The organism is Acinetobacter sp. NIOH-H-8, assembly GCF_046635365.1.
Classification (GTDB): Bacteria; Pseudomonadota; Gammaproteobacteria; order Pseudomonadales; family Moraxellaceae; genus Acinetobacter.
The window spans coordinates 16187-40317 of sequence record NZ_JBHDVN010000006.1; the positions used below are offsets into that span (position 1 = coordinate 16187).

General features: G+C 43.7%; 24 protein-coding genes. 12 read left to right on the plus strand and 12 right to left on the minus strand.

Annotation, left to right across the window (positions count from 1 at the left end):
- Positions 1-6: 6 nt before the first annotated feature.
- Entirely contained in the window at positions 7-1797 is a 1791-nt protein-coding gene (argS, locus tag ACEWB7_RS04370; protein ID WP_034703173.1) for an arginine--tRNA ligase, read from the minus strand.
- Positions 1798-2050: 253 nt separating this feature from the next.
- Here argS and ACEWB7_RS04375 point away from each other — a divergent pair, with 253 nt between their 5' ends.
- Positions 2051-2338: a DUF2798 domain-containing protein gene (locus tag ACEWB7_RS04375; protein WP_034703199.1), complete on the plus strand. Its 288-nt coding sequence runs from the start codon at positions 2051-2053 to the stop codon at positions 2336-2338.
- Positions 2339-2424: 86 nt separating this feature from the next.
- Here the strand turns inward: ACEWB7_RS04375 and ACEWB7_RS04380 are convergent, their stop codons facing one another.
- Genes ACEWB7_RS04380 through ACEWB7_RS04390 form a run of 3 tightly spaced genes read right to left on the minus strand, consistent with a single transcriptional unit; the run spans position 2425 to position 4888 of the window.
- Positions 2425-3726, minus strand: a complete 1302-nt coding sequence (locus tag ACEWB7_RS04380) for a DUF445 domain-containing protein (RefSeq protein ID WP_034703172.1) — start codon at positions 3724-3726, stop codon at positions 2425-2427.
- A gap of 14 nt (positions 3727-3740) precedes the next feature.
- Positions 3741-4307, minus strand: coding sequence for a CC0125/CC1285 family lipoprotein (locus ACEWB7_RS04385; protein ID WP_034703171.1), 567 nt, complete (start codon positions 4305-4307; stop codon positions 3741-3743).
- A gap of 41 nt (positions 4308-4348) precedes the next feature.
- Positions 4349-4888: a DUF924 family protein gene (locus ACEWB7_RS04390; RefSeq protein WP_034703170.1), complete on the minus strand. Its 540-nt coding sequence runs from the start codon at positions 4886-4888 to the stop codon at positions 4349-4351.
- A gap of 211 nt (positions 4889-5099) precedes the next feature.
- Here ACEWB7_RS04390 and gshA point away from each other — a divergent pair, with 211 nt between their 5' ends.
- Together gshA and ACEWB7_RS04400 are read left to right on the plus strand one after the other, a co-directional pair.
- Entirely contained in the window at positions 5100-6677 is a 1578-nt protein-coding gene (gshA, locus tag ACEWB7_RS04395) for a glutamate--cysteine ligase (protein WP_034703169.1), read from the plus strand.
- 18 nt (positions 6678-6695) lie between these two features.
- Positions 6696-7223 carry a disulfide bond formation protein B gene (locus ACEWB7_RS04400; RefSeq protein WP_034703168.1) on the plus strand — a complete coding sequence of 176 codons (528 nt, stop codon included), beginning with the start codon at positions 6696-6698 and terminating at the stop codon, positions 7221-7223.
- A gap of 77 nt (positions 7224-7300) precedes the next feature.
- On the opposite strand, the gene ACEWB7_RS04405 is transcribed toward ACEWB7_RS04400, so the two are convergent.
- Complete coding sequence (locus tag ACEWB7_RS04405; RefSeq protein WP_034703167.1) at positions 7301-8632, minus strand: alpha/beta hydrolase; 1332 nt, start codon at positions 8630-8632, stop codon at positions 7301-7303.
- Positions 8633-8874: 242 nt separating this feature from the next.
- Here ACEWB7_RS04405 and ACEWB7_RS04410 point away from each other — a divergent pair, with 242 nt between their 5' ends.
- Complete coding sequence (locus ACEWB7_RS04410) at positions 8875-9468, plus strand: YqiA/YcfP family alpha/beta fold hydrolase (RefSeq protein ID WP_034703166.1); 594 nt, start codon at positions 8875-8877, stop codon at positions 9466-9468.
- A gap of 1 nt (position 9469) precedes the next feature.
- Positions 9470-11350: a DNA topoisomerase IV subunit B gene (gene parE, locus ACEWB7_RS04415; protein ID WP_034703165.1), complete on the plus strand. Its 1881-nt coding sequence runs from the start codon at positions 9470-9472 to the stop codon at positions 11348-11350.
- Between the two features lie 62 nt (positions 11351-11412).
- Here parE and ACEWB7_RS04420 read toward each other — a convergent pair whose 3' ends face one another.
- From ACEWB7_RS04420 to ACEWB7_RS04430, 3 genes are all read right to left on the minus strand, one after another.
- Positions 11413-12141 carry a hypothetical protein gene (locus tag ACEWB7_RS04420; RefSeq protein ID WP_034703164.1) on the minus strand — a complete coding sequence of 243 codons (729 nt, stop codon included), beginning with the start codon at positions 12139-12141 and terminating at the stop codon, positions 11413-11415.
- 119 nt (positions 12142-12260) lie between these two features.
- Positions 12261-12764 (minus strand): GNAT family N-acetyltransferase, encoded by a 504-nt coding sequence (locus tag ACEWB7_RS04425; RefSeq protein WP_034703162.1) that lies wholly within the window; start codon positions 12762-12764, stop codon positions 12261-12263.
- A 97-nt stretch (positions 12765-12861) separates the two neighbouring features.
- A complete protein-coding gene (locus ACEWB7_RS04430) occupies positions 12862-13593 on the minus strand; it encodes an outer membrane protein OmpK (RefSeq protein ID WP_034703160.1) in 732 nt (243 codons plus the stop codon).
- A 576-nt stretch (positions 13594-14169) separates the two neighbouring features.
- Here ACEWB7_RS04430 and ACEWB7_RS04435 point away from each other — a divergent pair.
- From ACEWB7_RS04435 to dsbD, 4 genes are all read left to right on the plus strand, one after another.
- The gene (locus ACEWB7_RS04435; protein WP_005232722.1) at positions 14170-14538 is read left to right on the plus strand and encodes an HPF/RaiA family ribosome-associated protein; all 369 of its coding nucleotides are present in this window, start codon (positions 14170-14172) and stop codon (positions 14536-14538) included.
- A gap of 129 nt (positions 14539-14667) precedes the next feature.
- Positions 14668-15210 carry an ankyrin repeat domain-containing protein gene (locus ACEWB7_RS04440; protein WP_004781453.1) on the plus strand — a complete coding sequence of 181 codons (543 nt, stop codon included), beginning with the start codon at positions 14668-14670 and terminating at the stop codon, positions 15208-15210.
- Positions 15211-15234: 24 nt separating this feature from the next.
- Positions 15235-16002 (plus strand): transporter, encoded by a 768-nt coding sequence (locus ACEWB7_RS04445; protein WP_180017280.1) that lies wholly within the window; start codon positions 15235-15237, stop codon positions 16000-16002.
- Between the two features lie 17 nt (positions 16003-16019).
- Complete coding sequence (gene dsbD, locus ACEWB7_RS04450; protein ID WP_411580452.1) at positions 16020-17864, plus strand: protein-disulfide reductase DsbD; 1845 nt, start codon at positions 16020-16022, stop codon at positions 17862-17864.
- A gap of 58 nt (positions 17865-17922) precedes the next feature.
- Here the strand turns inward: dsbD and ACEWB7_RS04455 are convergent, their stop codons facing one another.
- A complete protein-coding gene (locus ACEWB7_RS04455) occupies positions 17923-19113 on the minus strand; it encodes a GGDEF domain-containing protein (RefSeq protein WP_411580453.1) in 1191 nt (396 codons plus the stop codon).
- A gap of 264 nt (positions 19114-19377) precedes the next feature.
- Between ACEWB7_RS04455 and ACEWB7_RS04460 the strand changes: the two genes are divergently transcribed.
- Positions 19378-19947, plus strand: a complete 570-nt coding sequence (locus ACEWB7_RS04460) for an FMN-dependent NADH-azoreductase (protein ID WP_180052509.1) — start codon at positions 19378-19380, stop codon at positions 19945-19947.
- A gap of 71 nt (positions 19948-20018) precedes the next feature.
- On the opposite strand, the gene ACEWB7_RS04465 is transcribed toward ACEWB7_RS04460, so the two are convergent.
- On the minus strand, positions 20019-20930 hold the full coding sequence (locus tag ACEWB7_RS04465) for an alpha/beta hydrolase (protein WP_180002585.1): 912 nt from the start codon (positions 20928-20930) through the stop codon (positions 20019-20021).
- A gap of 155 nt (positions 20931-21085) precedes the next feature.
- On the opposite strand from ACEWB7_RS04465, the gene ACEWB7_RS04470 reads away from it, so the two are divergent.
- Entirely contained in the window at positions 21086-21523 is a 438-nt protein-coding gene (locus ACEWB7_RS04470) for a DUF2147 domain-containing protein (protein WP_004781465.1), read from the plus strand.
- Positions 21524-21609: 86 nt separating this feature from the next.
- Here ACEWB7_RS04470 and ACEWB7_RS04475 read toward each other — a convergent pair whose 3' ends face one another.
- Both ACEWB7_RS04475 and ACEWB7_RS04480 read right to left on the minus strand, forming a co-directional pair.
- Entirely contained in the window at positions 21610-21960 is a 351-nt protein-coding gene (locus ACEWB7_RS04475) for a Spx/MgsR family RNA polymerase-binding regulatory protein (RefSeq protein WP_159124193.1), read from the minus strand.
- A gap of 469 nt (positions 21961-22429) precedes the next feature.
- Positions 22430-23248, minus strand: coding sequence for an exodeoxyribonuclease III (locus tag ACEWB7_RS04480; RefSeq protein WP_159124217.1), 819 nt, complete (start codon positions 23246-23248; stop codon positions 22430-22432).
- 41 nt (positions 23249-23289) lie between these two features.
- On the opposite strand from ACEWB7_RS04480, the gene pyrE reads away from it, so the two are divergent.
- Positions 23290-23940, plus strand: a complete 651-nt coding sequence (gene pyrE, locus ACEWB7_RS04485; RefSeq protein ID WP_125279724.1) for an orotate phosphoribosyltransferase — start codon at positions 23290-23292, stop codon at positions 23938-23940.
- Positions 23941-24131 lie beyond the last annotated feature (191 nt).

A 24131-nucleotide genomic window follows, 5' to 3' on the forward strand; every position in this document is an offset into this window, starting at 1 on the left:
TTTTGCTTACATGCTCTCAGGCGCCGATACACCAAGCAGTTCCAGACCGTTACGCAGCACCTGGCGAACATTTACAGATAACAGTAAACGTGCCTGAGTTAATTCTGCATCATCGCCCAGAACCTTGTTGTCGTTGTACCAGCCATGGAACAGCGCAGCCAGCTCTTTCAGGTAATTACCAATCTGATGTGGTTCATAGCTATTTGCAGCACGAACAACAATCTCTGGATAAGCTGCCAGTTTTGCCAGAATTTCGGTTTCCGCTTCCAGCTCAAGTTTGGCTGCCAGACCACGTGCAGTGGCTGCATCAAAGTTCACGCCTGTAGACGCTGCCTTTTCTAACATACGGCAGATCCGCGCATGCGCATACTGGATATAATATACGGCGTTGTCCTTGCTTTGAGATACGGCAAGGTCAAGGTCGAAGTCAATGTGCTGTTCAGATTTACGCATGACATAGTAGAAACGCGCTGCATCATTACCGACTTCTTTACGCAGGTCACGTAAAGTCACGAACTGGCCTGAACGAGAGGACATCTGTACCATCTCGCCACTACGCCACAGGCTGACAAACTGAACCAGAAGTACAGTCAGTTTTTTCGAGTCATAGCCCAGAGCATCAATCGCTGCTTTTACACGTGCGATATAACCGTGGTGGTCTGAACCCCAGATATCTATAATATCGGTATAGCCACGTTGTAATTTGTTTAGGTGATACGCAATATCAGACGCGAAATAAGTGGTTTGACCATTACGGCGTTTAACCACGCGGTCTTTTTCATCACCAAATTCAGTTGACTTGAACCAGATGTTGCCATCTTTTTCATACAGGAAGCCTCGCTGATCTAGAGTTTGTAGCGCTTCATCAATTTTTTCAGTCAGAGTTGCTTCGCTGAACCACTGGTTGAAAGTCACCCCGAATTCACCGAGGTCATCTTTAATATCATCAAGGATGGCTTTTAACGCAGCTTGATGGAATACACGGTAACCTTCATTTAATAAAGTTTGTGAGTTGAAGATCAGGCCATCAATGTGCTTTTCTTTATCGCCTGAAACAATCACTTTATTGCCTTCAGCATCCGGTTCGGCAGCGTACTGTACGTCCTCAGGGACGTCTTTATAAACGTCTGCAACAGGGCGAACATAGATATCGCCGTCTTGATCAATAATGCTTTGTGCGATTTCTTTGACGTAGTCACCTTGATAGGCATTTTTCGGGAACACCAGTTCCTGACCCGTCAATTCTAAATAACGTAAGTAAGTTGAAGTCGCCAGAATATCCATCTGACGGCCAGCGTCGTTGACATAATATTCACGGTCAACTTTGGCACCTGTCGCTTCAAGCAGATTTGCAACAGTCATACCATAAGCAGCGCCACGACCATGACCTACGTGCAGGCTAGAAGTCGGGTTCGCAGACACAAATTCAACCTGAACGCGTTTTTCCGCATTAGCCTGGGTGCGGCCATACGTTGCCTGTTGAGCCTGAATCTGATCCAGTACAGCAAAACGCTGGTCTGCATTTAAAAAGAAGTTAATAAAGCCTGGGCCTGCAATTTCTGCCTTGCTGATATCCGCCACTTCAGGCAGGGCAGCAAGGATTTTTTCTGCTAAATCACGCGGTTTCATACCCGCAGCTTTAGACGCGATCATGGCAATATTTGATGCAAAGTCACCGTGGCTGCGGTCTTTGGTACGCGTCAAATTACTTGTATTGTTCCAGTCAGATGGGAGTACGTTTTGTGCCTGTAAAGTTTGCACTGCATGATCGAGAGCTGCTTGGATTGCCGTATTCATAATCAGTCGAAAATAGATATCGCAGAAAAACAGCAAATATAGCAAATTTCCGACTCTTTAGGTAAAACCATTTATGGGGAATAAAAAATATACGATTAGCAGCCTATGGTTTCTATCCCTCGGTCGGTCATCAATGAAGGATCACATGAGAAAGAGGAGAATAAATAAGTTGCAAATTTTGCTATAAAAAATGAATCATCCAGCAATCAAAATAGCCTATATTAGCCTGATTGAAAGTATAAAAAGAGTCAGCATGGATTCAAAACAGCGTCCGACCATCATCGGCAATATTCCCAAACTTCCAGCCAAATGGGCCTTGGTCATTGTGCCTTTTATCTTGTCCTGCCTGGTGAGTGGAATTATTTCCATGATTAACATGCTGCGCAATCTGGGCTGGATTGAGGGCTTTATGGCACTCTGGTTTCATAACTGGATGATTTCCTGGGCAATTGCTTTTCCAATTGTGGTAACGCTTTTGCCTTTTGTACGCAAATTTGCCGGATTGCTGGTCGATATGTCAGGAAATCAGCCACCCAAATAATTGTTTTCTATCAATGAGAATTAAGAAAGAAGTTCTAGAAGGTAAAAAGCATTCGCTAACAGATAAGCTCTCTAACTAAAAACCAATTAAATCAGATGTTCGACTGCAGCACGGATGATTCCAAGGATCAGACCAATACAGGCCCCGACCACGACACCATTGACCCGGATCATATGCAGGTCACCACCGACTTCATTTTCAATCTTGTTGATCATCTCGGTCGAATCCCATTCATGAATACGTTCACTGATAAAACGAATCACTTTCTCACTGTACTGGTCGCTCAAATCGACAGCGATACCACTGAGACGGTTATTCAGTAACTCACGCACTGAGGTATTTGAAATAATATTCTCACCGACTTGCTGAATGGCGACTCGCAGATTCTCCGCAATCCCCGAATCCGACTTTTGCAAATCTGCCTTGATGGCATCGCATAAAATGACCACTGCACCACTGATAAAATTTAGCACTTGTGGACTGTCGAGCAGGGCATCTTTAGTTTCATTCAGTCGCTGGCTGGCTATACTTTCAGAGTCTGCCAATTGCTGCATCAGTTCTTGAGCAGTTTCTTCAATTTTAAGCCGCCAAGGATGATCGGGATCTGCCAGCATGGCTTCCACCCGCTGAATCACGGAATCGATACTGCGTTGCTGCACATCAATGCCGATCCAGCTGGCGCCTTTGGCCAGACGCCAGACCCCCATTTCCTTGAATAAAGTGCGGGTCAGCTCACGGGTCTGTTCCGGATGTGAGGTCATCCAGGCATGCACCACATCCAGGCCACGTTGCAGCACATCCTGGTGGAAATCATTTTCCAAAACAGCACGTAGCATTTCGCTGGCCAAGGTATTGATCTGGGTATTTTTGACCCATTGCACACTGTTGCTTTGAATAAATCCGGCGATCTGTTCCTGCCCGACAAATTCAAAGACTTTGGGTACGGTCTGCTGAATCACTTGTGTGACTTGAGCATTATTTTGCGGGTTGGCCAGCCAGCGGCCAGCAGCCAGACTTAAATCGGTACTGGCCAGACTGCGCTGTACGATTTGCGGGGAAAGGAAATTTTCCTGCACAAAGCGACCCATAGATTCGGCAATACGGGCTTTATTACGTGGAATAATTTCAGTATGGTCACGTAAAAATTTTGGAATTGGCAGCCGGCCAAAAGGATTACGGAACAGCACGGTAATTGCATACCAGTCCGCCAGACCACCGACTACACCTGCTTCGGCAGAGAGCATCAGAATATGAATCAGCCAGACATATTCAGGCAGCAGTTTGGCAGTAATCATCAGCGCCAGCCAAGCCAGTACTGCGACGACCAGTGCAATAGTCGCAAAACGTTTACTGCGTTGTAAGCTCGGTGACGGCTGCTCTTTCTGCATAAATCATCCTGTTATTAGGGCGTGGCCGGCTGCGGTTGGAGTACTTGGCCGGATGGACTTACTCCATATTTAGCGCCAAGTGATTGTAAAATCAAGCGGGCATCAAAGGCATCTTTCGGCTCCTGACCGGCTTTAAAGCACTCAATGGTATAAGCCACTTGAGCAGGATCTAAAGTGACAGTATAGGGGTGGTCATAGAATGGATCGGGCCAGAATCCCGGATAACGGCGGGAATAACCATAAGGACGATAATAGCCGTATGGATAGACACTAGGCGCTGGATAGACAATTGCCTGACGTGGAGGTTGCTGGCTACGATTACTTGGATCGTTCAGTACCCGGAAAAACTGGAAGCCATTTTGTACCGTAGTTTGAGCGGCTTTCAGCAGGGTAATTTCTTCGGCTGTACCGAAACTCATATTAGGTCGCGCCTGAAAACTGATGCGATAAGTGTTGGCATTCAGCGGAGTGGTGCTGTACTGGCCGAGCTGATCAAAGGTCAGCGGCTTGGACGGTGTCGTTGCACAACCGGAAAGCAGGGCGGTCGTCGCAAGGGTCAGGGCAATGACGGTCTTTTTCATCTTCGTTCTCCTGATAGGATGATCCAGCGAGTTACAGACCTCTAGAAGCTGCTATCTGGCTGGGTCAGGAAACTCAATTCTTCCTCGGTGGATTCACGGCCCAGAATCTGGTTGCGATGTGGGTAGCGTCCGAAACGGTCAATAATGATTTTATGCTTGATTTCATATTCGAGGTTTTCTGGATTGCCGAGGCGCTGAAATAATTTTAGCGCAAATTCATGTATTAATTTAGATTCGCTATGCATGAAAGGCATATAAAGGAAGGAACGTTGCTCCGGGCTCAGCTGTTTGTCCAGATCCTGGCTGATGGCTTCCTGAGCCAGTGCCAAAGCCAGACTATCCTGAGCAAAAGCACGCGGCGTATCCCGAAAAATATTCCGTGAAAACTGGTCCAGAACAAGGATTTCTGCCAGTCGGCCGTCAGCATTCTTACGCCATGACCATAGTTCAGCTTTACTGGCTTGTTCCAGAATATCGCCAAATTTTTCCTTCAAACTTTGGTCGAACTGGTCACTTTTGGCAAACCAGTTGGGTTGCGTTTCAGGACTAAACCAGAAGTCTAAAATATCTTGATAATTCATAATGTTTACAATTTATTAGCATTTATTTGTCAATAAAATCACAAATTTCACATGTCTTATAGAGAAACTTTGTGTTAAAAATTTGCCTAACTAAAAATCAATGGTTTGCTTGAAAACTAGGCAGGGCAGCATGTGCTGTCTGGAAATCGCGGTATACTAAGCTAAACCGATGATTCTATTTTAATAGTTACCCCCATTAAGCGAGATTGTAATGAGTCAACCTGAATCGACTGCCCATGATGTATTACCGGAATGGGTAGATTCGTCGCTCATCAAAGGAATGCTGCGCGGTATCGAGCGTGAGAGCTTGCGTATGCAAAGCAATGGTTTCCTGTCACAGGAACCGCATCCTCATGCCTTAGGTTCAGCTCTGACACATCCGCATATTACGACCGATTATTCTGAAGCCTTGATGGAGTTTATTACTCCACCGAAAGAGAGTATTACTGAGGCATTAAACTATTTGACCGACATTCATGCCTTTGTACATCGTCATCTGAAAAATGATGAAAAGCTCTGGCCGATGTCCATGCCGTGCATGCTCGACAGCAAGGATGAAAATATTCCGCTGGCGCAATATGGCAGTTCCAATATTGGCTTATTTAAAACGCTGTATCGTCATGGTTTAGGCGTGCGTTATGGTCGCCGTATGCAGACCATTTCTGGGGTTCACTATAACCTGTCTTTCCCAGATCATTTCTTTATAGCGCTCCAGGAACAAGAAACTGATGAAGAGCTGCGCGCTTTAAGTCTGCAGGATTATCGCAGCCATCGTTATATGGGGCTGATCCGTAACTTTATTCGTTTAACCCCATTGGTGATTTTCCTGGTTGGCGCCAGTCCAGCCGTTTGCCAGTGTTTTATGACCGGACGCGATCACCATTTATTCCCGCTGGTACGCGGTACTTTATATACGCCTTATTCAACTGCGTTAAGAATGGGACGTTTTGGCTATCAGAATTCAGCACAGAAACAGCTGGGTATTCACTACAATAATCTGCAGGACTATCTGGAAGGTCTGCAAAAAGCGGTCAGAACACCGTACAAACAGTTTACCCGTCTGGGTCTGGATGATGCCAATGGTCAGCCAATTCAGATCAATGACCATGTGCTACAGATTGAAAATGAATATTACAGTCTGGTGCGTCCAAAGCAGGTACCTCAAGAAGGTGAAACTCCATCGCAAGCCTTGCAAAATCGCGGGATTGGCTATGTCGAGCTGCGTGCTGTAGATGTCAATCCGTATAGCGCGATCGGGATCAATGAAGATACTGCCGGCTTCCTGGAAGTAGTTGCACTGTACTGCTTATTGCAAGACAGCCCGGCGCTACTGGATGCCGAACAGGAAATCATTGACCAGAATCAGGCAGAAGTGGTCAACCGTGGCCGCGCCTATAACGCTGCGATTATGGAAAATGGCCAGCGTTATATGATTGAAGACTGGTGTAATTTACATTTGCAACATATGCAGCCACTGGCTCAATTGCTCGATCAGGCTTATGAAACTGATCTATATAGCAATGCTATGCAAGCGATGCAGATCCGTGTTGATGAAGTTGATGCGACCTTATCAGCTCTGATTATCGGAGATATTCGTAGCCACAGCAGCATGTGGCAGTTTGGCCAGCATTTGGCTCATCAGCATAGCAATCTCTATGAATCACATCGATTAAGCAAAGAAACACTTAAATATTTCAATGAATTGTCACAAAAGTCATTGCAGCAACAACAGCAGCTCGAGCAAGATAACACGATCAGTTTTACTGAATATTTAGCCCAATATCGATAATAAATAAGAGGATTAACCATGCAATGGGGTTATCGCTTCGTGAGTGGTGTGTTGTTTTTGGCATCTGTTGCCGGGATGGCATTTGCTTTATATCTTGAGCATGGACAGGGCCTGAACCCTTGCCCATTGTGTGTGTTTCAACGAATCGGATTAATCGGATTGGGGATTATTTCCCTGATTGCCTTGCTGCATAATCCGAAATCCAATGCCATGAAGCGCGTATATGCTTTCTTAGGCTCGCTCAGTATCTTATGGTCAGTCGGTGTCGCTGCACGACATGTCTGGCTACAGAACCTGCCACCGGATCGAGTGCCGAGCTGTGGCCCAGGTCTGGATTACTGGCTGGAAACTTTGCCGATGAAATCGGTATTACAGCAGGTGCTCAATGGTTCAGGCGAATGTGCCGCAATTGACTGGACTTTCTTGGGGCAATCTTTACCGGTCTGGTCATTGGTGTTCTTCAGTATCTTATTGCTGATCAGCTTATGGCAGTTATTTTGCAAATATCAGACTGCGCCCGTCAAACGCCTAAGAGATAAATACTGATTTTCAAAGTTAGAATCAAAAAAGCCATTCTACGGACTGGCTTTTTTTTAGAGGCGAACCAAATTTTTTACCTTCAATCAGGTGAGGGCAATGCCTTCAATACTGTCCAGATCGGTCACGTATTCATGAATTTGCGTATAGGTTTCATCTTCCACACTTGGATAGAACCAGCGCACAATCTGTTCGGCCACCAGTGGATGATACTGAATTTCAAAATGATTCAGGCCATAGAAAATCGCCTTATGTGCGTCGGGTACTTTCAGGTCAAAACGCGGGTGGGGATGTTCGCCCAAGGCACTTTTGACACTGACCAGATAATCGCCGATCACATTAAGTGTTTTGTTGGTATGGTGTTCAAACTCGATCGTACCTGCCACCAGATAGGCATCGATATGCGCAGGAATCGGGGCTGGTTTACGGTTGTCGTCCATAAAGCCAATCCGTACCGGATTATGTTCCCAGTCATCATCCCGGACACTACCATGACGTAAGTCCAGAATCCCGTTACTGCGAATATTCACCACATGTCCCACAATTTTCACTAAAGGAAAATGTCCAAGTTTTTCCTGCAAACTAAAACCAAAACGTTCCAGTACCGCACCATGATGCGGTGAACCCAGACAGACCAGATTTTCCACCATCGGAATCCAGTCATAAACATTCTGTTTGCCATAGAACAAGGCGCTACGTGACACCAGACCCCCCATACTGTGTCCGATCAGATCAATACTGGTAATTCCCGGATTACGTTTGACCAGATCTTGCAAGACATTGGCCAGACTGCGGCCATTGGCTGAAATGCGGCGTCCGGTATTATAGTTCAGGTACAGCATGGTGTTATGGTCACGCTGAGCCAGCAACTTTTCTCCAATGCCCGGGTATTTGCGGGTCGACCAGTCCAGATGGTTCATGCACAGACCATGTACAAATAGGGTAATGCGTCCGGTTAGCTCACCTTGTTGCAGAGAACCATAATGATCGTAAATAAGCATCGGCAGGGCGAGAGGATTCTGATATTTCAGCAGATAATCGCCAATAATTCCGTTCAGGGCACTGACCATAAAATGCATGGTCGGGGTCAGAGGTTTATTATGTAATTTTGGAAATCTTTCAATAATTCGACGTAGTCCAGGCGCAATCAGAGTATTGCCATAATGAAAGATCATGTCATAAGACATTTGATACAGACGTACGATATAAGGAATATTCTGGAAAGTTTTGGAATTTTTTTCACTCAGCCCGAATACGCTCATTAAAATTTCACGCTGAATCGATTTAATCAGCTCCTGTACTACATCACTAAAGCGCATGGTGACCAATTGTGCCAGGCCTTCCAGGACATCTGCCTGGCTAAGCGGAGTTCGATCCCATCGACAATAGGTTTCATGCAATGGCGTTAAACTTGGCATTTGATCCTATCCTTTATATGAGCCGTAGACATCTTTCTTTTTTGAGCACTTCGCGGTATAAATTCTTTTTTCAGTATTCTTGATTCTCAATTTATTCGGAATACTCTTAAAATAGCGAGAATTGCATAACATTAAAGGCTTTTTTGTCAGACAATTTAAGCAATTAAGTGGTTATAAAATGAAGTGTATTTCACACTTTTAAATTAAATTTTTACATTTTGTTTGTTTTTTATTGATTGCCGATGAATATCATTTACCTGCATGGGTTCAAGAGTAGTAGCAACTCGATTAAAGGCCAGTTATTGGAACAATACTGTGCCAAGTACCCGGATATTCAGGTGCATTTACCCGATTTGAACATGCCGCCGATGGCTGCAATTCAGAAGATTTCTAAATTGATTCAGTCGATGGATCAGGTGGCATTGGTCGGCAGTAGTCTTGGGGGATTCTATGCGACATATCTGGTCGCTCAAGCGCATGTGCCGGCTGTACTGATCAATCCGGCAATGCGACCATGGCAGCTGTTTCGTGAACTGTTTGATGATGAATTGCCCCTGCAGGTTCATCCGAACTGGTGCCTGAATGACACAGATCTTGGCCAGCTCGAAGCCATGGCGCTACCAACTGCACAAGATGCAGACAAAATGTTAGTGCTGTTACAACAAGGCGATGAAGTTTTGGATTATCGTGAAGCACATCGCTATTATAGTTCAGCTCGTCCACCTGCACTGCTGATGACCGAGGCCAATGGCAGCCATGGCATGGATGATTTTGCGGAGAAAATTCCGCTGCTCTTACAGTTTTTATCCGACTGCATAAAAAAGGAAACCGAATAACGTGTCTCAATATACGGCTCAATCTCTTGAAGTTTTATCTGGTCTAGATCCGGTGCGTCGTCGTCCGGGCATGTATACCGATACCTCTCGTCCAAACCACTTGGCGCAGGAAGTGATTGATAATGCGGTCGATGAGGCACTGGCGGGACATGCCAATAAAGTCACGGTCACGGTGTATAAGGATGGTTCATTATCAGTTGAAGATAATGGCCGTGGTATGCCGGTTGATATTCACCCAGAATATGGTCAGAGCGGGATTGAAATCATTCTGACCAAACTGCATGCCGGCGGTAAGTTCAGTACCGATAACTATCAATTTTCTGGCGGTCTGCACGGGGTGGGGATCTCGGTCGTCAACGCGCTTTCTAGCCGCGTAGAAGTTGAAGTTCAGCGTCATGGCAACCTGTACAAAATGGCCTTTGAAAATGGCGAACCGACTGCACCACTAGAAGTGCTGGAAGGCAAGGCGCCGAAACGTGCCACAGGGACAACTGTTCATTTCTGGCCAGAAACCAAATATTTTGATTCGCCTAAATTTGCCCTTAAAGCCTTAAAACATAACTTAAAAGCCAAAGCGGTATTGGCTGCTGGACTGCAAATTAACTATATCGACCAGATCAATGATGAAAAGATCATCTGGCAGTTTGAAAATGGTCTGGTCGACTATTTGATGGATGAGCTGGAAGACCGTGAAATCATTCCGGCCCCTGCTTTTGTGGCGACAGGTGATGCTGAGCGTGCCAGTGCAGAATTTGCCATCTGCTGGAATGTGGAAGGTGGAGAAAGTATTCAGGAATCATACGTCAACCTGATTCCAACCGCACAAGGTGGTACTCACGTGAATGGCTTACGTTCAGGCGTGACCGATGCCATGCGTGAGTTCTGTGAACTGCGTAACCTGTTGCCGCGTAATATGAAACTGTCTGCGGAAGATGTCTGGGATGGTGTGAACTATATCCTGTCACTGAAATTCCAGGAGCCACAATTCTCTGGTCAAACCAAGGAACGTTTATCCAGCCGTGAAGCCTCAGGCATTGTGCAGAATATTGCCAAAGATGCGTTTGCACTGTGGTTGAACCAGAATTCAGACATCGCTATGCAACTGGCAGAAATGGCGATTTCCAAAGCGGGTCGCCGTCTAAAAGCGGCCAAGAAAGTTGAACGTAAGAAAATTGTCGCTGGTCCGACTTTACCTGGGAAACTGTCAGATTGTGTGGGACATGATCTGGATCAGTCTGAACTGTTTATTGTGGAAGGGGACTCTGCGGGCGGCTCGGCCAAGCAAGCACGTGACAAGAATTTCCAGGCGATTATGCCGATTCGCGGAAAAATTTTAAATACTTGGGAAGTCTCTTCGGATGAAGTGCTGGCCTCTCAGGAAGTGCATAACATTGCAATCGCGATTGGGGTCGATCCAGGTTCAGATGATCTGTCTGAACTGCGTTATGGCAAGATATGTATTCTTGCCGATGCCGACTCGGATGGTTTGCATATTGCGACTTTGTTATGTGCGCTGTTCGTAAAACACTTTCCGATTCTGGTCGAGGAAGGGCATCTGTTTGTAGCGATGCCACCACTATTCCGTATTGATGATGGTAAAGATGTGCACTATGCGCTGGATGAAGATGAACTGGAAGGCATCCTGAAAAAATGTAAAACCAAGAATCCGCAAATCACCCGATTCAAAGGTCTAGGTGAGATGAATGCCAGCCAGCTCCGTGAGACCACTTTGGATCCTAATACTCGCCGTCTGGTGCAACTGGATCTAGATGATGTGCACCTGACTTCAGGCTTACTGGATAAACTGTTGGCTAAAAAACGTGCCAGTGACCGTAAAGACTGGCTGGAACAGAAAGGTAATCTGGCAGATATCGTTGTTTAAAATGATTTGCTGCTAATACCTATTAAAAAGCCCGCAATCGCGGGCTTTTTTAACAACTCAATTTAAGACTCAACTTTTAAATAGTGTCCATCTGCATAGACATTATGTCCAAAGCCACAACCTGAACTGCCATTGTCCTGTTTTAAAATCACCTGCTGCCCCTGTTTAGGATCAAAAGCAAAATTGAGATTAATTTTGCAGTCATCTGATCGATAGGTCGTTTGATTTTTATTAACAGGCATTGTGGTTTCAAATTCACCTATATTTGGACCATAAATCATGCTATTTACTCCCATATAGAGGCCATTAAAATGAATCTGATAAGAATTTTTAATCCGTTTGACTTGAATGGTATTCCAGTGACCGAAGCCAGCATGCTGTATATAGATGCCAGCCAAGTTTTGAGTTTTTTGCGGGAGAGGAAGCTGTTTTAAATTAAATTGACTGCTTTTGGCCTGAGGAAAGACTGAAAACCAGGCCCGTGCCCATTGTGGTTTTCCTGATTTAAAATAGCTTAACCCGACATTATTAAAAGCAGTGGCAATGGCACTCTCGGAAAAAGATACACCGCTATTTTCACTATGCATTGCACAAAAGGCAGACCAGGAAGCTTGCTGTTGAAATTGTCCTAGCGCATTTTGATACTGTTTCTGATCATAAAATTTTCTTCCCGAGTCGGCATAGCTTTTCACCTTGGCACATTCGGATCGGAGTTCAGTTTCAAAGTCTGAATTGGCGAAACTGAAACTACTCAGGGGGAGAATACTGATAAAGATAAACCATTTATTCATAATTTTACTCAACTGACATTATTCTGGTTTTAATAGAAAATTTTATCTCCACGCAATTTTTCTAACAGATTATTGATCCAATTAGATTAAGTTTTACATAAAAAATAAAATATTTTGGTTTAATTCAGGTTGAGTTGCATCAATACCAGATCACGCCATTGTCCAAATTTCTGTCCAACTTCCGGCATATAACCGGTTTGTTTAAAGCCTAATTTCTCATGTAAGGCAATCGATGCCTGATTTTCATGGTCAATGGCACCGACCATAACATGGATAGCATTTTGCCGCGCATGTTCAATCAACTTGAGCATCAAGGCTTTGCCCAGACCTTGCCCAATAAAGTCTGCATGAAGAAAGACAGAATGTTCAACAGTGTGTTTAAAGCCCTGAATGGGTCGAAAAGTAGAATAATCCGCATAACCTGCAATTTGCCTGGATGCTGAATGCTCAGCTACTAATAAAGGAAATTGCTGAGCATTTAATTCATTCAGCATGTTCTGAAAATCCTGAATTGTCTTTGGCGTGCTATTCCAGGTTGAGGTTCCGTATAAGATTTCAGCATTGTAGATCGGGAGTAGATGTTCCAAATCTTGAATTTGAGCAGGACGAATAACAAAGCTCATAAGCAGATGCCAAAAAAGAAAGAGAATATCTAACCATAACTTGAATTTAGGCAATAAAAAAGCAGAACCGAAGTTCTGCTTTATTCATTCTAAAAACTTAGAAATGGTATTTCACCAATGCGCTAACATTATGTTCGTCTAAGCCTTTGATCGAATATTTATTATTCCAAACTGAATGCTCGATACCGAAGTATAATTTGGTTTCAGGAGAGATATGTTTACCAGCATTCCATTTGTATTGAGACGTCCAGTTCAATTCACTTGCATGATCGTTTTTCTCAGCTGTTGACCAGTCCAGGAAAGCATCTGCCAGGAATTCTTCACTACCAATTTTAAATGGAACCGCATAAGTAATGGTCATCTGATAGTCATCTTCAGAACCTTTTTCATTATCAACTTTATAGAAGTTGATGTTTGCATAACTGGTATAAGGAACATCTAGAGCAAATCCAATACCATATAGGTAATTATTAAAGCCTTCACCACCTTCCCAAGTAGTAGAAATAAGTATGTCTTTAATTGGACCAGCTTCAAGTTTTTGGCCAGTGACCGCACCTAAGCTTAAACGTGGTGAAACTTCAAAGTAAGTTTCATTACCACTGAGATCATTATTAGTACGGTCAGCAAAGGCGAAGATATCACCATATTTTAAACCAGCTGCATATTCAGCCGTAATGGTTGACTGTTCTAAATCATCAACCATACCTACAGGATGTGCATAATTTTCGCCATATAGGCCTGTCAAACTAAAATCCTGCCAAACTGCTGCCTGAGTGAAAGCTGCTGTTGAAGCCAATGCACAAAGTGCCGCGATTTGTGTAAATTTCATTTAAATATCTCCCCCGAGAAAGCAGCTTAAGGATACAGATTAATAAGTAAAAATAAAGTCAAAATTGATCGCTGACAGAAATATTTCATCGTCTTGAGCTGATGATAATTTGAGATATTGGGAGAAGAAGGTTTATAGGATATTTAAATGAAGTTAAGTCTTTATATTTAAATTAATTTTAAGAATAGAGACTCAATTTTGAAGCTGGTTAAAGTAAAGACATAGATCCTCTATGAACAGGACAAAGACTGCTTTAATTTTGGGAAAGTCATGTGAATAGTATTTCGATTGTCCCAAATCTGGAAGGTCAATCATGATCCGGTAAGCAGTTGTCACGATCGGTTGTCCTTTTGCTAAAAAAATCAAAATATCACTTGCATATTTTCAACAGAGGACCGATATTCGAAGTATAGGAACACGGTTCTGCAGACTCAAAAATGTGTTCATCATTCAATCTGGAGGGTTTTATCCAAAGCGATTTGAAGATGTGAAATGCAATATAAAACAGCAAGCTATACACGTGCCAAGATAAAAATTCTGCACTAAAAAGTTAAAATGATTTGAGGATGGTATTTTATGAACATTGAACTCCGTACCGATAAAAACATTCGCAATAGTGATCGTCTAATTACTTACGTTCGTACCGAATTAAATCAGGAATTCCAGCGCCACAGTGAGCGTATTACCCATTTCTCAGTGCATCTTAGCGATGAAAATGCCGCCAAAGGAGGCGATGATGATATTCGCTGCATGATCGAAGCACGTCCTGCCGGCTTGAAGCCAATTGTCGTGAACCATCATGGTCATAATGTTGATACTGCCATTCATGGTGCCATCGACCGTTTAAAACGCAGTCTGGAACATGTGATTGAGAAAAAAGATAACGTACGTAGCACTCCGCTAAAACTTGCGGAAGAAGATACGGGTACAGATCTAGAACAATAAATAATTCGCAGATGAAAAAGGCCCCTACGGGGCTTTTTTCAATTTTAGATAAAATAAACGAATGAGAACAAAACAAATCCCGCTTTATTCGGCATAATAGTGAAAAACGAATTTGAAGTGAGCTCCATCATGTTAACTGCGCAACAACAGCTTTTTGTGCAAGCACTCGAAGAACTCAATCTGGGTCAGGTCAAACAGCTTTTGGCAGATGGACTTAACCCGAATTTTATTGATCTGGAAAAAGGCCCAGTTATTTCCATCTGGTCGGATGGTCTGTTCAAATGGTGGGAAGAAGTGTGTGAAGCTTATGAAGCGGGTAGTCCACTGACTGCCGAAGAAAAACAGCAACGTCTGGATGTACATTTACAGATTCTGGAAGCGCTGATCCAGGCTAAAGTCAATTTGCATCTCTGGGATGCTGAAGAAGTTTATGGCCCGCTTTGGGATGCGGCCAGTGCAGCCTGTGTACCTGCAGTGCAGCGCCTATTAGAAGAAAAAGTCAATCCGAACAGCAAGGATGAAGAAGGATTAACCATTCTGTCATCGATTAGTGATTTATTCTTTGATTGTGATTTTGATGAAATTAACTGGGCAGAAGCACTGGAAGAAGAAAAACAGACCCTAGAATTATTGCGTAGTCATGGCGCAAAAATGACCAAGGAATTACATTAAATTTTAAGAAAGAGCTCCAGCAAGATGAAGACAACTTTAAGAATATTGGGTTTGATGGCACTGACGGGTGTCAGTGCACAGCTTTGTGCAGCGGTAGAGTTTGACCGACCAGGTGAAGGTCTGGGCACCAGTACAGTTCCAGTGGGTCAGTTAGCTTGGGAACAGGGTTTACCGAGTTTCTCTTATAGCGAAGCGACTGTGGATGGAAGCAAGCTGAAACAAACCACTTTAAATGCCGACGTCTTGTTGCGTACCGGTTTGACTGATGATCTGGAATTACGTTTAGGCTGGGCCGGTCCGGCTTGGTCACAAACCAAGTTCAATAGCCAGACTGAAGAGGATGATGGTCTAGGCGATGTCAGTATTGGCCTGAAAAAAGCCATTGATCTGGATGATGAAAAACTCAGTATGGCGCTGATGGCTGAAGCCATTATTGCCACAGGTAATGCTAATTTTAGCAATGAAGAAGATATTTACAGTCTGAGCTCAGCAGTTGCTTATCAATATAATGATTTGGTGAATACTGCACTGACCATGCGTTATGAATGGCAGGATAGCAACTGGGCGATTACTGCGATTCCGACTTTAGGCTATCAGATTGCTGATCGCTGGTCAGGTTATTCGGAACTGATTTATCGCAAAGCCGAAAGTCAGGATAATGAATATGCGCTAGGCACTGGTGTCATGTATGCATTGAATGATCAGGTACAACTTGATGCCAGTATCGGGGTGGATCTGGAAGGCCAGAATAAAGGTTACTTCTCAGGCTTGGGCGTATCGTTCCTATTCTAAGCTGCTCTTATTTCGATATGACCAAAGCACTTCAGTTTAAGATCGGGAGAAAAGTATTTTCTCCAGTCTTATTGGGCACAGTGTTGCTTAGCAATATTGCTCAGGCAGAAGCGCCCTTATTGTCGCCTGAGCAGGCTTTTCCTCTGAGTATCAGTTCAGTCACTCAGCAACAGACTGAACTTAGCTGGGAAATTCCACAAAACTATTATCTTTATCAGCATAAGGTAGAGCTAAAGCAGGGAAGTCAGCCGATGACCTTGCAACTACCACCCGCTGAAGATCTATATGATGAAAACTACGGTCATACTCAGGTTTATTATCAGCAATTAAAAGTTCAGATTCCGACACAGGCGGGTCAAACTTATCAGGTCAGCTGGCAAGGCTGTGCCAAAGACCGGCTTTGTTACCCACCCCAAACCGTTGAATTCAAAACTGACCTATCTGGTCTGGTGCAATATGATTCTACTGGCTCGGGTAATAAACGGTTACTGGATCTAAGCAGCTCTTCCTCACAGCACAACCGAATTCTGGAAAATTTTGCTGATGATCTAGAATCAGGAAATACAGACAGTAAAATCGTTGAAGTCATTTCTACACGATCCAACAGCGACTCGGCACAAGACCAGCAATGGTCTGCACGTCTCGCTGAAAGTTCGCTGGCTTATGGATTACTGTTATTTTTCGGCTTGGGCATTTTGCTGGCATTTACGCCATGCTCTTTGCCGATGCTGCCAATTCTGACTTCATTAATTGTTCGTGATAGCAAAGGCATCAAGGCCTGGATGATTGCCCTAAGCTTTGTAAGCAGTATGGCCGCAGTCTATGCGGTATTAGGCTTGATCGCGTCTTCAGCCGGACTCAACTTTCAGCGCTGGTTACAGCAACCTGCCACCCTGATGGCATTTAGTGCATTATTTGTGGTATTTGCCCTCAACCTGTTTGGCCTGTTTGAAATTAAAATGCCACAGCGTCTGACGCAACGTCTGGACCGGGTTCAGGCGATGCAGCAAGGGGGAACTCTGGTTAGCGCTGCGATCATGGGATCTGTTTCTGCCTTGCTGGTTGGGCCTTGTATGACGGCACCATTAGCCGGTGCTTTATTATTTATTTCCCAGACTCAGAACCAGTGGCAAGGCGCAGTGCTGTTGTTTACGTTGGGTTTCGGTATGGGCACCCCGTTGCTGCTGGCCAGTATTATGGGGGCACGTATTCTACCTCGAGCCGGGCACTGGATGAATCAGGTGAAAGTGCTCTTTGCTTTCATTATGCTAGCTTTGGCCTTGTATTTTATTCGTCCGCTGATTTCAGAAGCGGCATTGCAGTGGCTGTCGCTAGGGCTGGGCTTAAGCTTTGTTGCCTATGTTCTGGCACGATTATTCTGGAAAAATACCGGACTGCGCTGGCTCTATATCATCTGTTTGGCTATCGCTGTGCCTTATATTACATATAGTCAGTATCAGCATAGTCAGCGTTTTTTTGTTGAAACTGCCCAACAACAGGCGAGTTGGCATATAGCAAAAACGGCCACTGAATTTGAACAATTACTGGCTACAGTACCGAAAGGGCAGAAGGTCATTATTGATGTCTATGCTGATTGGTGTGTGGCCTGTCAGCCGATTGAACATAAAGTATTAAAGGCAGCTGCTGTCCAGCAGGCCTTAGCTCCTTATTTTCTGATCAAGCTTGATCTTAGTCAGTATGATGCTACGCATCAGGCTTTGCTTAACCGATGGGAAATTCTGGGACCACCGACTTATTTATTTCTTGATACTCAGCAGCAGGAGCTTCGCAGCTTACGTTTGACAGGTGCATTTAGTGAAGCAGAGTTATTGGCACAGCTACAGCGTTTAGAGCAGCTCTAGCATTCACTTTAAGGCTTTTCTGGTACACGCTTTAAAGTGAATAAAGCTGGTGAAAAGATTAGGCTGGTTGAACTTTTAGAGGTTCCAGATAAGATTTCACCTGATTCCGTCCACCGGCTTTGGCCTGATAAAGGGCCTGATCGGCTTGGCTTAAAAGTTGCTGTGGGCGTAATTCTGGTTTTGAAATAGCAATGCCAAAGCTGGCCGTCACCGGGATCAATTGTCCTTCATCACTAAAAATCTGTAGTTGCTGGATCGCGCTTCGGCAACGCTCTGCTACCTGCTGAGCTTTCTCCAGGCTGGAATTATTCAGGACCAGAATAAATTCTTCACCACCGAACCGGCCAACGACATCGCTTTCACGCAATTGCTGGTTTAGTACCGCACTGACTTGTACCAATGTTTCATCGCCCTTGTGATGTCCATAGTAATCATTGATCTTTTTGAAATGATCCAGATCCAGCAGCACCAGGGCATAGTTAAAAGTTGCAGTACTATTTAACTGATCCAGACACTGATTGATACTACGGCGATTAAACAGATTGGTCAGAGGATCAATCTGGCTGAGATGGTTAATCAGCTGCTCACGATAGCGCCATTGGCTGAGTAAAATCTCAAATAAAATCATGCAGACAGCAAGAATTGGCAGGATAAAATACAGCATTGATAATAGCCAAAAGCTATTATGGAAAAACTGATCCTGAATATTAAAGAGTGGCGAATAAGGCAGTTGCTGGTTAAAGCTCAGATAGGCACAAGTCACCAGAAACAGTGAGGCGGGAATCAGCATGCTATAGACCAGTCTCCGGTGAAACAGGACCAGTCCTACCGTCATCAGGCAAACATAGGCAATCGTGGCTACCGGGCTGATCACGCCCACGATATATGCATCCCGACACAGGGAAACCACAAAGATACCCACTGCCAGATAGGGAAAATATCGCTCTATCAGTGCATTGCCCTGAAATTTATAACAGGGATAAATCAAAAGAACCAGCGCCAGTAAAAACAGGCCATTCATGTGAACCTGTGAACGAACGACATCAATATGGACATGCTGCCAGTATTGCGGATGTGACAGGACAAACAGATCCCAACTTAGCCAGCTGATATGTATGGCACAGCCCAGTGCCAGCATCAGGATACACTTCTTCAAAATCCCCCAATTCATCACCACTTCATCTTCGATCAGATATTTCTTGAGTCGATGATTCTGGAATTTTTGTAATACTGCTGACATTCGCTTCATACAACAGGTCTGACCTTTATTGTTATTGCTAAGTTTTTAAAAGATGGAAAAATATTGCTTTAATTATTTACAGAAATATAACATAAAATTAATTCATTGATAATCAGTAATATTTATCAAAAATTAAAAAAAAGGAGAAAAATTAAGCTGGAAATTTATTGTTCTAAATACGCAATGAAGTGTTTTATTTAAACCTATTATTTCATTATTTAAAATTTATTAAGCTATGTCCATTCCCGAACAATGAACGGACCAGATTAAGCAATGAAAATTTTACAGATTGATTCCAGTATTTTAGGCGATGCCTCTATTTCCCGTCAGTTGACTCAAGCTATTGTGGGACAGCTTCAACAGAAACATGGTGAGGCAGTTGAGCTCGAATATCTGGACTTGGCTGCACAGCCGATTCCACATTTAACTGCTGAAATTTTGATGGGTCAGAATCTTGAGCAGGCGGCTTTAGGTGAACAGATTTTACAGCAGTACTTACAGGCGGATATCGTGGTGGTTGGGGCTGCTATGTATAACTTTGGCCTACCTTCTACTTTAAAAGCCTGGATTGACCGCATTAGTGTGGCGGGACGTACCTTTAAATATACAGAAAATGGCCCAGTGGGTCTGGCAGGTGAAAAGAAAGTCTATATTGCCAGTAGCCGTGGGGGTATTTATGGCGAACAAAGTCCAGTCGATTTCCAGGAAGCTTTCCTGAAAACTGTATTTAACTTTACTGGTGTGACTGATGTACACGTGATTCGTGCTGAAGGCGTCAATATGGGCGATGCTGCGAAACAGCAGGCAATTGAAACTGCGATGACGCAAGTAAGCCTGATCTAAAAAGCGATAGATAATCACTAAACAGAAAAGGTCAGCAATCGCTGACCTTTTTTATGGCTTCTTTTAAATTTCTAGTCTTGATCCAGACGATGAGCAAATTCTGAAAGATCCGCTAGCGCTTGTCGGGCCTCTTCAAACCAGGCACTAAACATCTGAAAATTATGCCACATCCCGGTATATATCTTGAATTCAACCTCGACACCAGCCTGTTCCGCTTTTTCCTTGAAGCGTGTGGCATCATCCAGCAGAATTTCTTTAGATCCCACCTGTATATGCATCGGTGGCAAACCACTGAGATCGGCAAAAAATGGGGAAATTTCCGGATCGCCACGATCCATTGTACTCGGTACATAATACTGAATCCCGGTTTTCAGGGTTTCAATCGACAGTAGGGCATCATGTTTCTGATTATAGCGTAGTGATTCACTGGTCAGGGTCAGATCAAGGAAAGGGGAAAGTAGAATCAGTCCACTCACCTGTGGCAGGCCTTCCTGCTGTAATTTGAGTGCCAACGCCAACGCCAGATTAGCGCCACACGAATCTCCGGACAGAACAATGTCCTTAGCCTGAATGCCCTGATCTAATAACAGGTTATAGACATCAAACACAGCTTCCAAAGGTTCAGGATAAGCAGATTCAGGAGCCAGAGGATAATCAATATGCAGTACCTGCATCTGGGTGCGAGCGGCAATCTGGGTCATAAAGGCACGATGGGTATTTAAGGAACCGAGATAAAAAGCACCACCATGAATATGGAAAATCAGCTGGCTGGATTCCTGCTGTGGTTTGATTTCCTCGGCATGTACACCTGCCAGCCGGAGCGAACGGATTTGTACGGACTTATCTTGCGGAAAAATCTTGCACATCTGCTCCAGTGCGACCCGTAAGGAGCTTGGAGGAAGATTGAACCGACTAGGCGCGCGGATGGTCGCTTTTAAAAGACTTTCTGTAATTAATTGTTTCGTCACGGGGCTCATCTTCATCTTCTTTCCATCTTTTTCTGCTTTTATTGATTATGTGGATTATTTACCAACAATATTTACAAGGTTACACTAAATAGTCACAGGTAAAAATTGCAAAAATGTTGTGACTTTTTAATACTACATCGGTCTATCTCAGACTAGGGAAATGAAGAAAAATGAAAAAAATTACGCTAATGTTAGGACTACTCGGCTTATCTGCGCTGGCCAATGCTGCAGATCCTTTAAATGGTACCGTTTGGAAAACGATTGACGACGAAACCAAACAACCAAAGGCTATAGTAAAATTTACTGAGCAAAAAAATGGGACATTATCTGCAAGCATCCAATCGGTATTAACACCGGGTGAAGAAAATGCTTGTACAAAATGTGAAGGTCCGTATCACAATAAATCGCTGAAAGGTTTAACGATTGTGAAAGGCCTGAAAAATACAGGCGGAACCAGCTATGACAGTGGTTCGATCTTAGATCCAAAATCTGGTAAAACTTATAAGCTGAAAGGCAACCTGACAGATGGTGGCAAGAAGCTTGAGCTGCGCGGTTATATCGGCGTGTCTGCTTTAGGTCGTAACCAAACCTGGATTCGTGCCAAATAATAGATCATGACCGTTCTCTAAAAACTACCATAAAAAAGCCTGACAGAAGTCAGGCTTTTTTTATTCTTCCAGCTCATCTGGGATGATTAGTCTTTTAGCTTTTGATAAGCGGCTTCATCAAAACCAGCGATAAAACCAGTTGCAGTCTGTAATACCGGACGTTTGATTAAGCTGGTATGAGTAGTTAAGGCGGTAATCAGATTATCTTCACTGGCAAGCGCATTTTCCTGTTCTTCTGCAGTGAGTTTACGCCAGGTAGTGCCTTTCTTGTTCAGTACCACATCTTGGCCTAAAGCATCCAGCCAGGTTTTAACCGTATCCGCGTCGATCCCCTGTTTTTTATAATCATGAAATTCGTAAGCCAGTCCCAATTCATTAAGTAAATCAAAAGCTTTTTTCATTGAATTGCAGTTTTTAATGCCATAAATCTTGAGCATGCTCGCTGTATCCCAAACAGTTTATTTATTGATGGCTTAGCTTAGCTGAATTTATGCCGATCGCCTATGTGCTTCCAAGAAGCTTGTTTTTAAGCAATATTTAAAAGACATGTCATTCGATTGACATCGTTTAAGAGCAGAATGGGTATTAAAAAGTAAATGGTAAAGTTTAAGAATAAGAAAAAAATGAAGGTACTGAAATGAGAAAACCCGCATCTAATCATCCTGATTATGCGGGTCTCAATACAACGTCCGTTGTCACATCCATGAAAAACAAGCTAAATCTGATAGTTTGTTTTATTTTCTTCCTACGGCGTCCTGTCCTTATAGTGTCATCCTGACATATCCCTGTGCCGTGTGAGTATCATGCGCTGTTAGGGTCTGAAGATAAACCTGAAAATACGTCATGTAGTGTAGGTAATAAACCTTAATTGAGTGAACGAATGTTCACTCAATCTTTCGGTCAGTTTTAGATTTTATAGTCAATAATCACGGGTGCATGGTCACTAAACCATTCATCTTTATAGACCCAGGCATTTACAGTACGGTCTTTCCAGTCCGGTGAGCAGGCCTGATAGTCAATCCGCCAGCCCACGTTCTTGGCGCGGGCTTGACCACGATTCGACCACCAGGAATATAGCTCGGCTTCTTTACGGACTTCGCGGAACGTATCGACATAACCCAGTTCATCATAGATATGATCCAACCATGCACGTTCATGCGGCAAGCAGCCCGATGCTTTCTGGTTACCGGACCAGTTTTTAATATCGATACGTTTATGCACGATATTGTAATCACCACAGACAATGATGGATTTGTCTTCATCGCGCCATTGTTTCAGGATCTTTTTATACTCTTCCAGAAAGTGATCTTTACGTGCCTGCGCTTCATCGCCCGAAGAACCTGAAGGTAAATACAGCGAACAGATATGTGCTGTTTTTTCTAGACCCAAGTCAAATTCTGCCGAGATAAAGCGACCTTGAGAATCGGCCAGTTCAAAACCCAAACCATCGGTAATCGAAACGAAAGGCAGACGGCTGTAAATCGCTGTACCCGCGTAACCTGGACGCTCGGCAGGGAACAGGTGGGTATACCAGCCTTCAGGCTTAAATTTATCAGTCCACTGCGCATGGGTAATCCGGCTTTCCTGCATGCAGATCACATCGGCATCAGACTGTTCGATCCACTCTAGCAAGCCCTTGCTGACAGAGGAACGTAAACCGTTGACATTAATTGAAACGACACGAAGAATTTTTTGATCACCTGGATAGCTACTCTTTGGTATCATGCGCAAGTCTTACCCTTAATTAATGGATTTAGGAGCACCTCATGTCAACGCCAGCTCAGTTTAACCCGCAAGCTTTTATCGAACTCGCATTATCACGTGGTGTGCTTAAATTTGGTGAGTTTACTTTAAAATCAGGACGTGTGAGTCCTTATTTTTTTAATGCTGGCTTGCTCAATGATGGTGAAGCCTTGTCACTACTGGCTTCTGGCTATGCTGCAAAATTAACTGAATGTGACAATGTTGAAGTGATTTTTGGACCAGCTTACAAAGGTATTCCTTTTGTGGCGGCTACAGCAGTGGCGCTGTCTCAAAATCATGGCGTCAGCGTGCCATGGGGTTTTAACCGTAAAGAAGCCAAAGATCACGGTGAAGGTGGTGTGCTGGTAGGTGCTTCAGTGGAAGGGAAAAAAGTCTGGATTATTGATGATGTGATTACAGCCGGTACTGCCATTCGTGAAGTAGTCACCATCCTGAAAAATGCCGGTGCGCAAATTGCAGGTGTACTGGTTGCTCTTGATCGTCAGGAAAAAGGCCAAGGTGAATTATCTGCTATTCAGGAAGTACAAAAAGAACTGGAAATTCCAGTACATGCACTAATTACCATGAAAGATTTAATGAATTACCTAGATGCAAAAGGCGATAGCGAAGCATTGGCGAAAATGGAAGCTTATCGTGTGAAATACGGAATCTAAAACCTGATTCACCAGATAAAAAGTAAAGCCTTAGTAATCTAAGGCTTTACTTTTTATGGGAAGAAAAATTCTGTTCAGGCGACTGTATTTAAAAGAAATATAAATAATAAAATAGAAATTCTGATCTGGATAAACTTTAAATTTGATAAGTTATATTATCTTCTTCAAAATTAAATTTTATATAAATATTC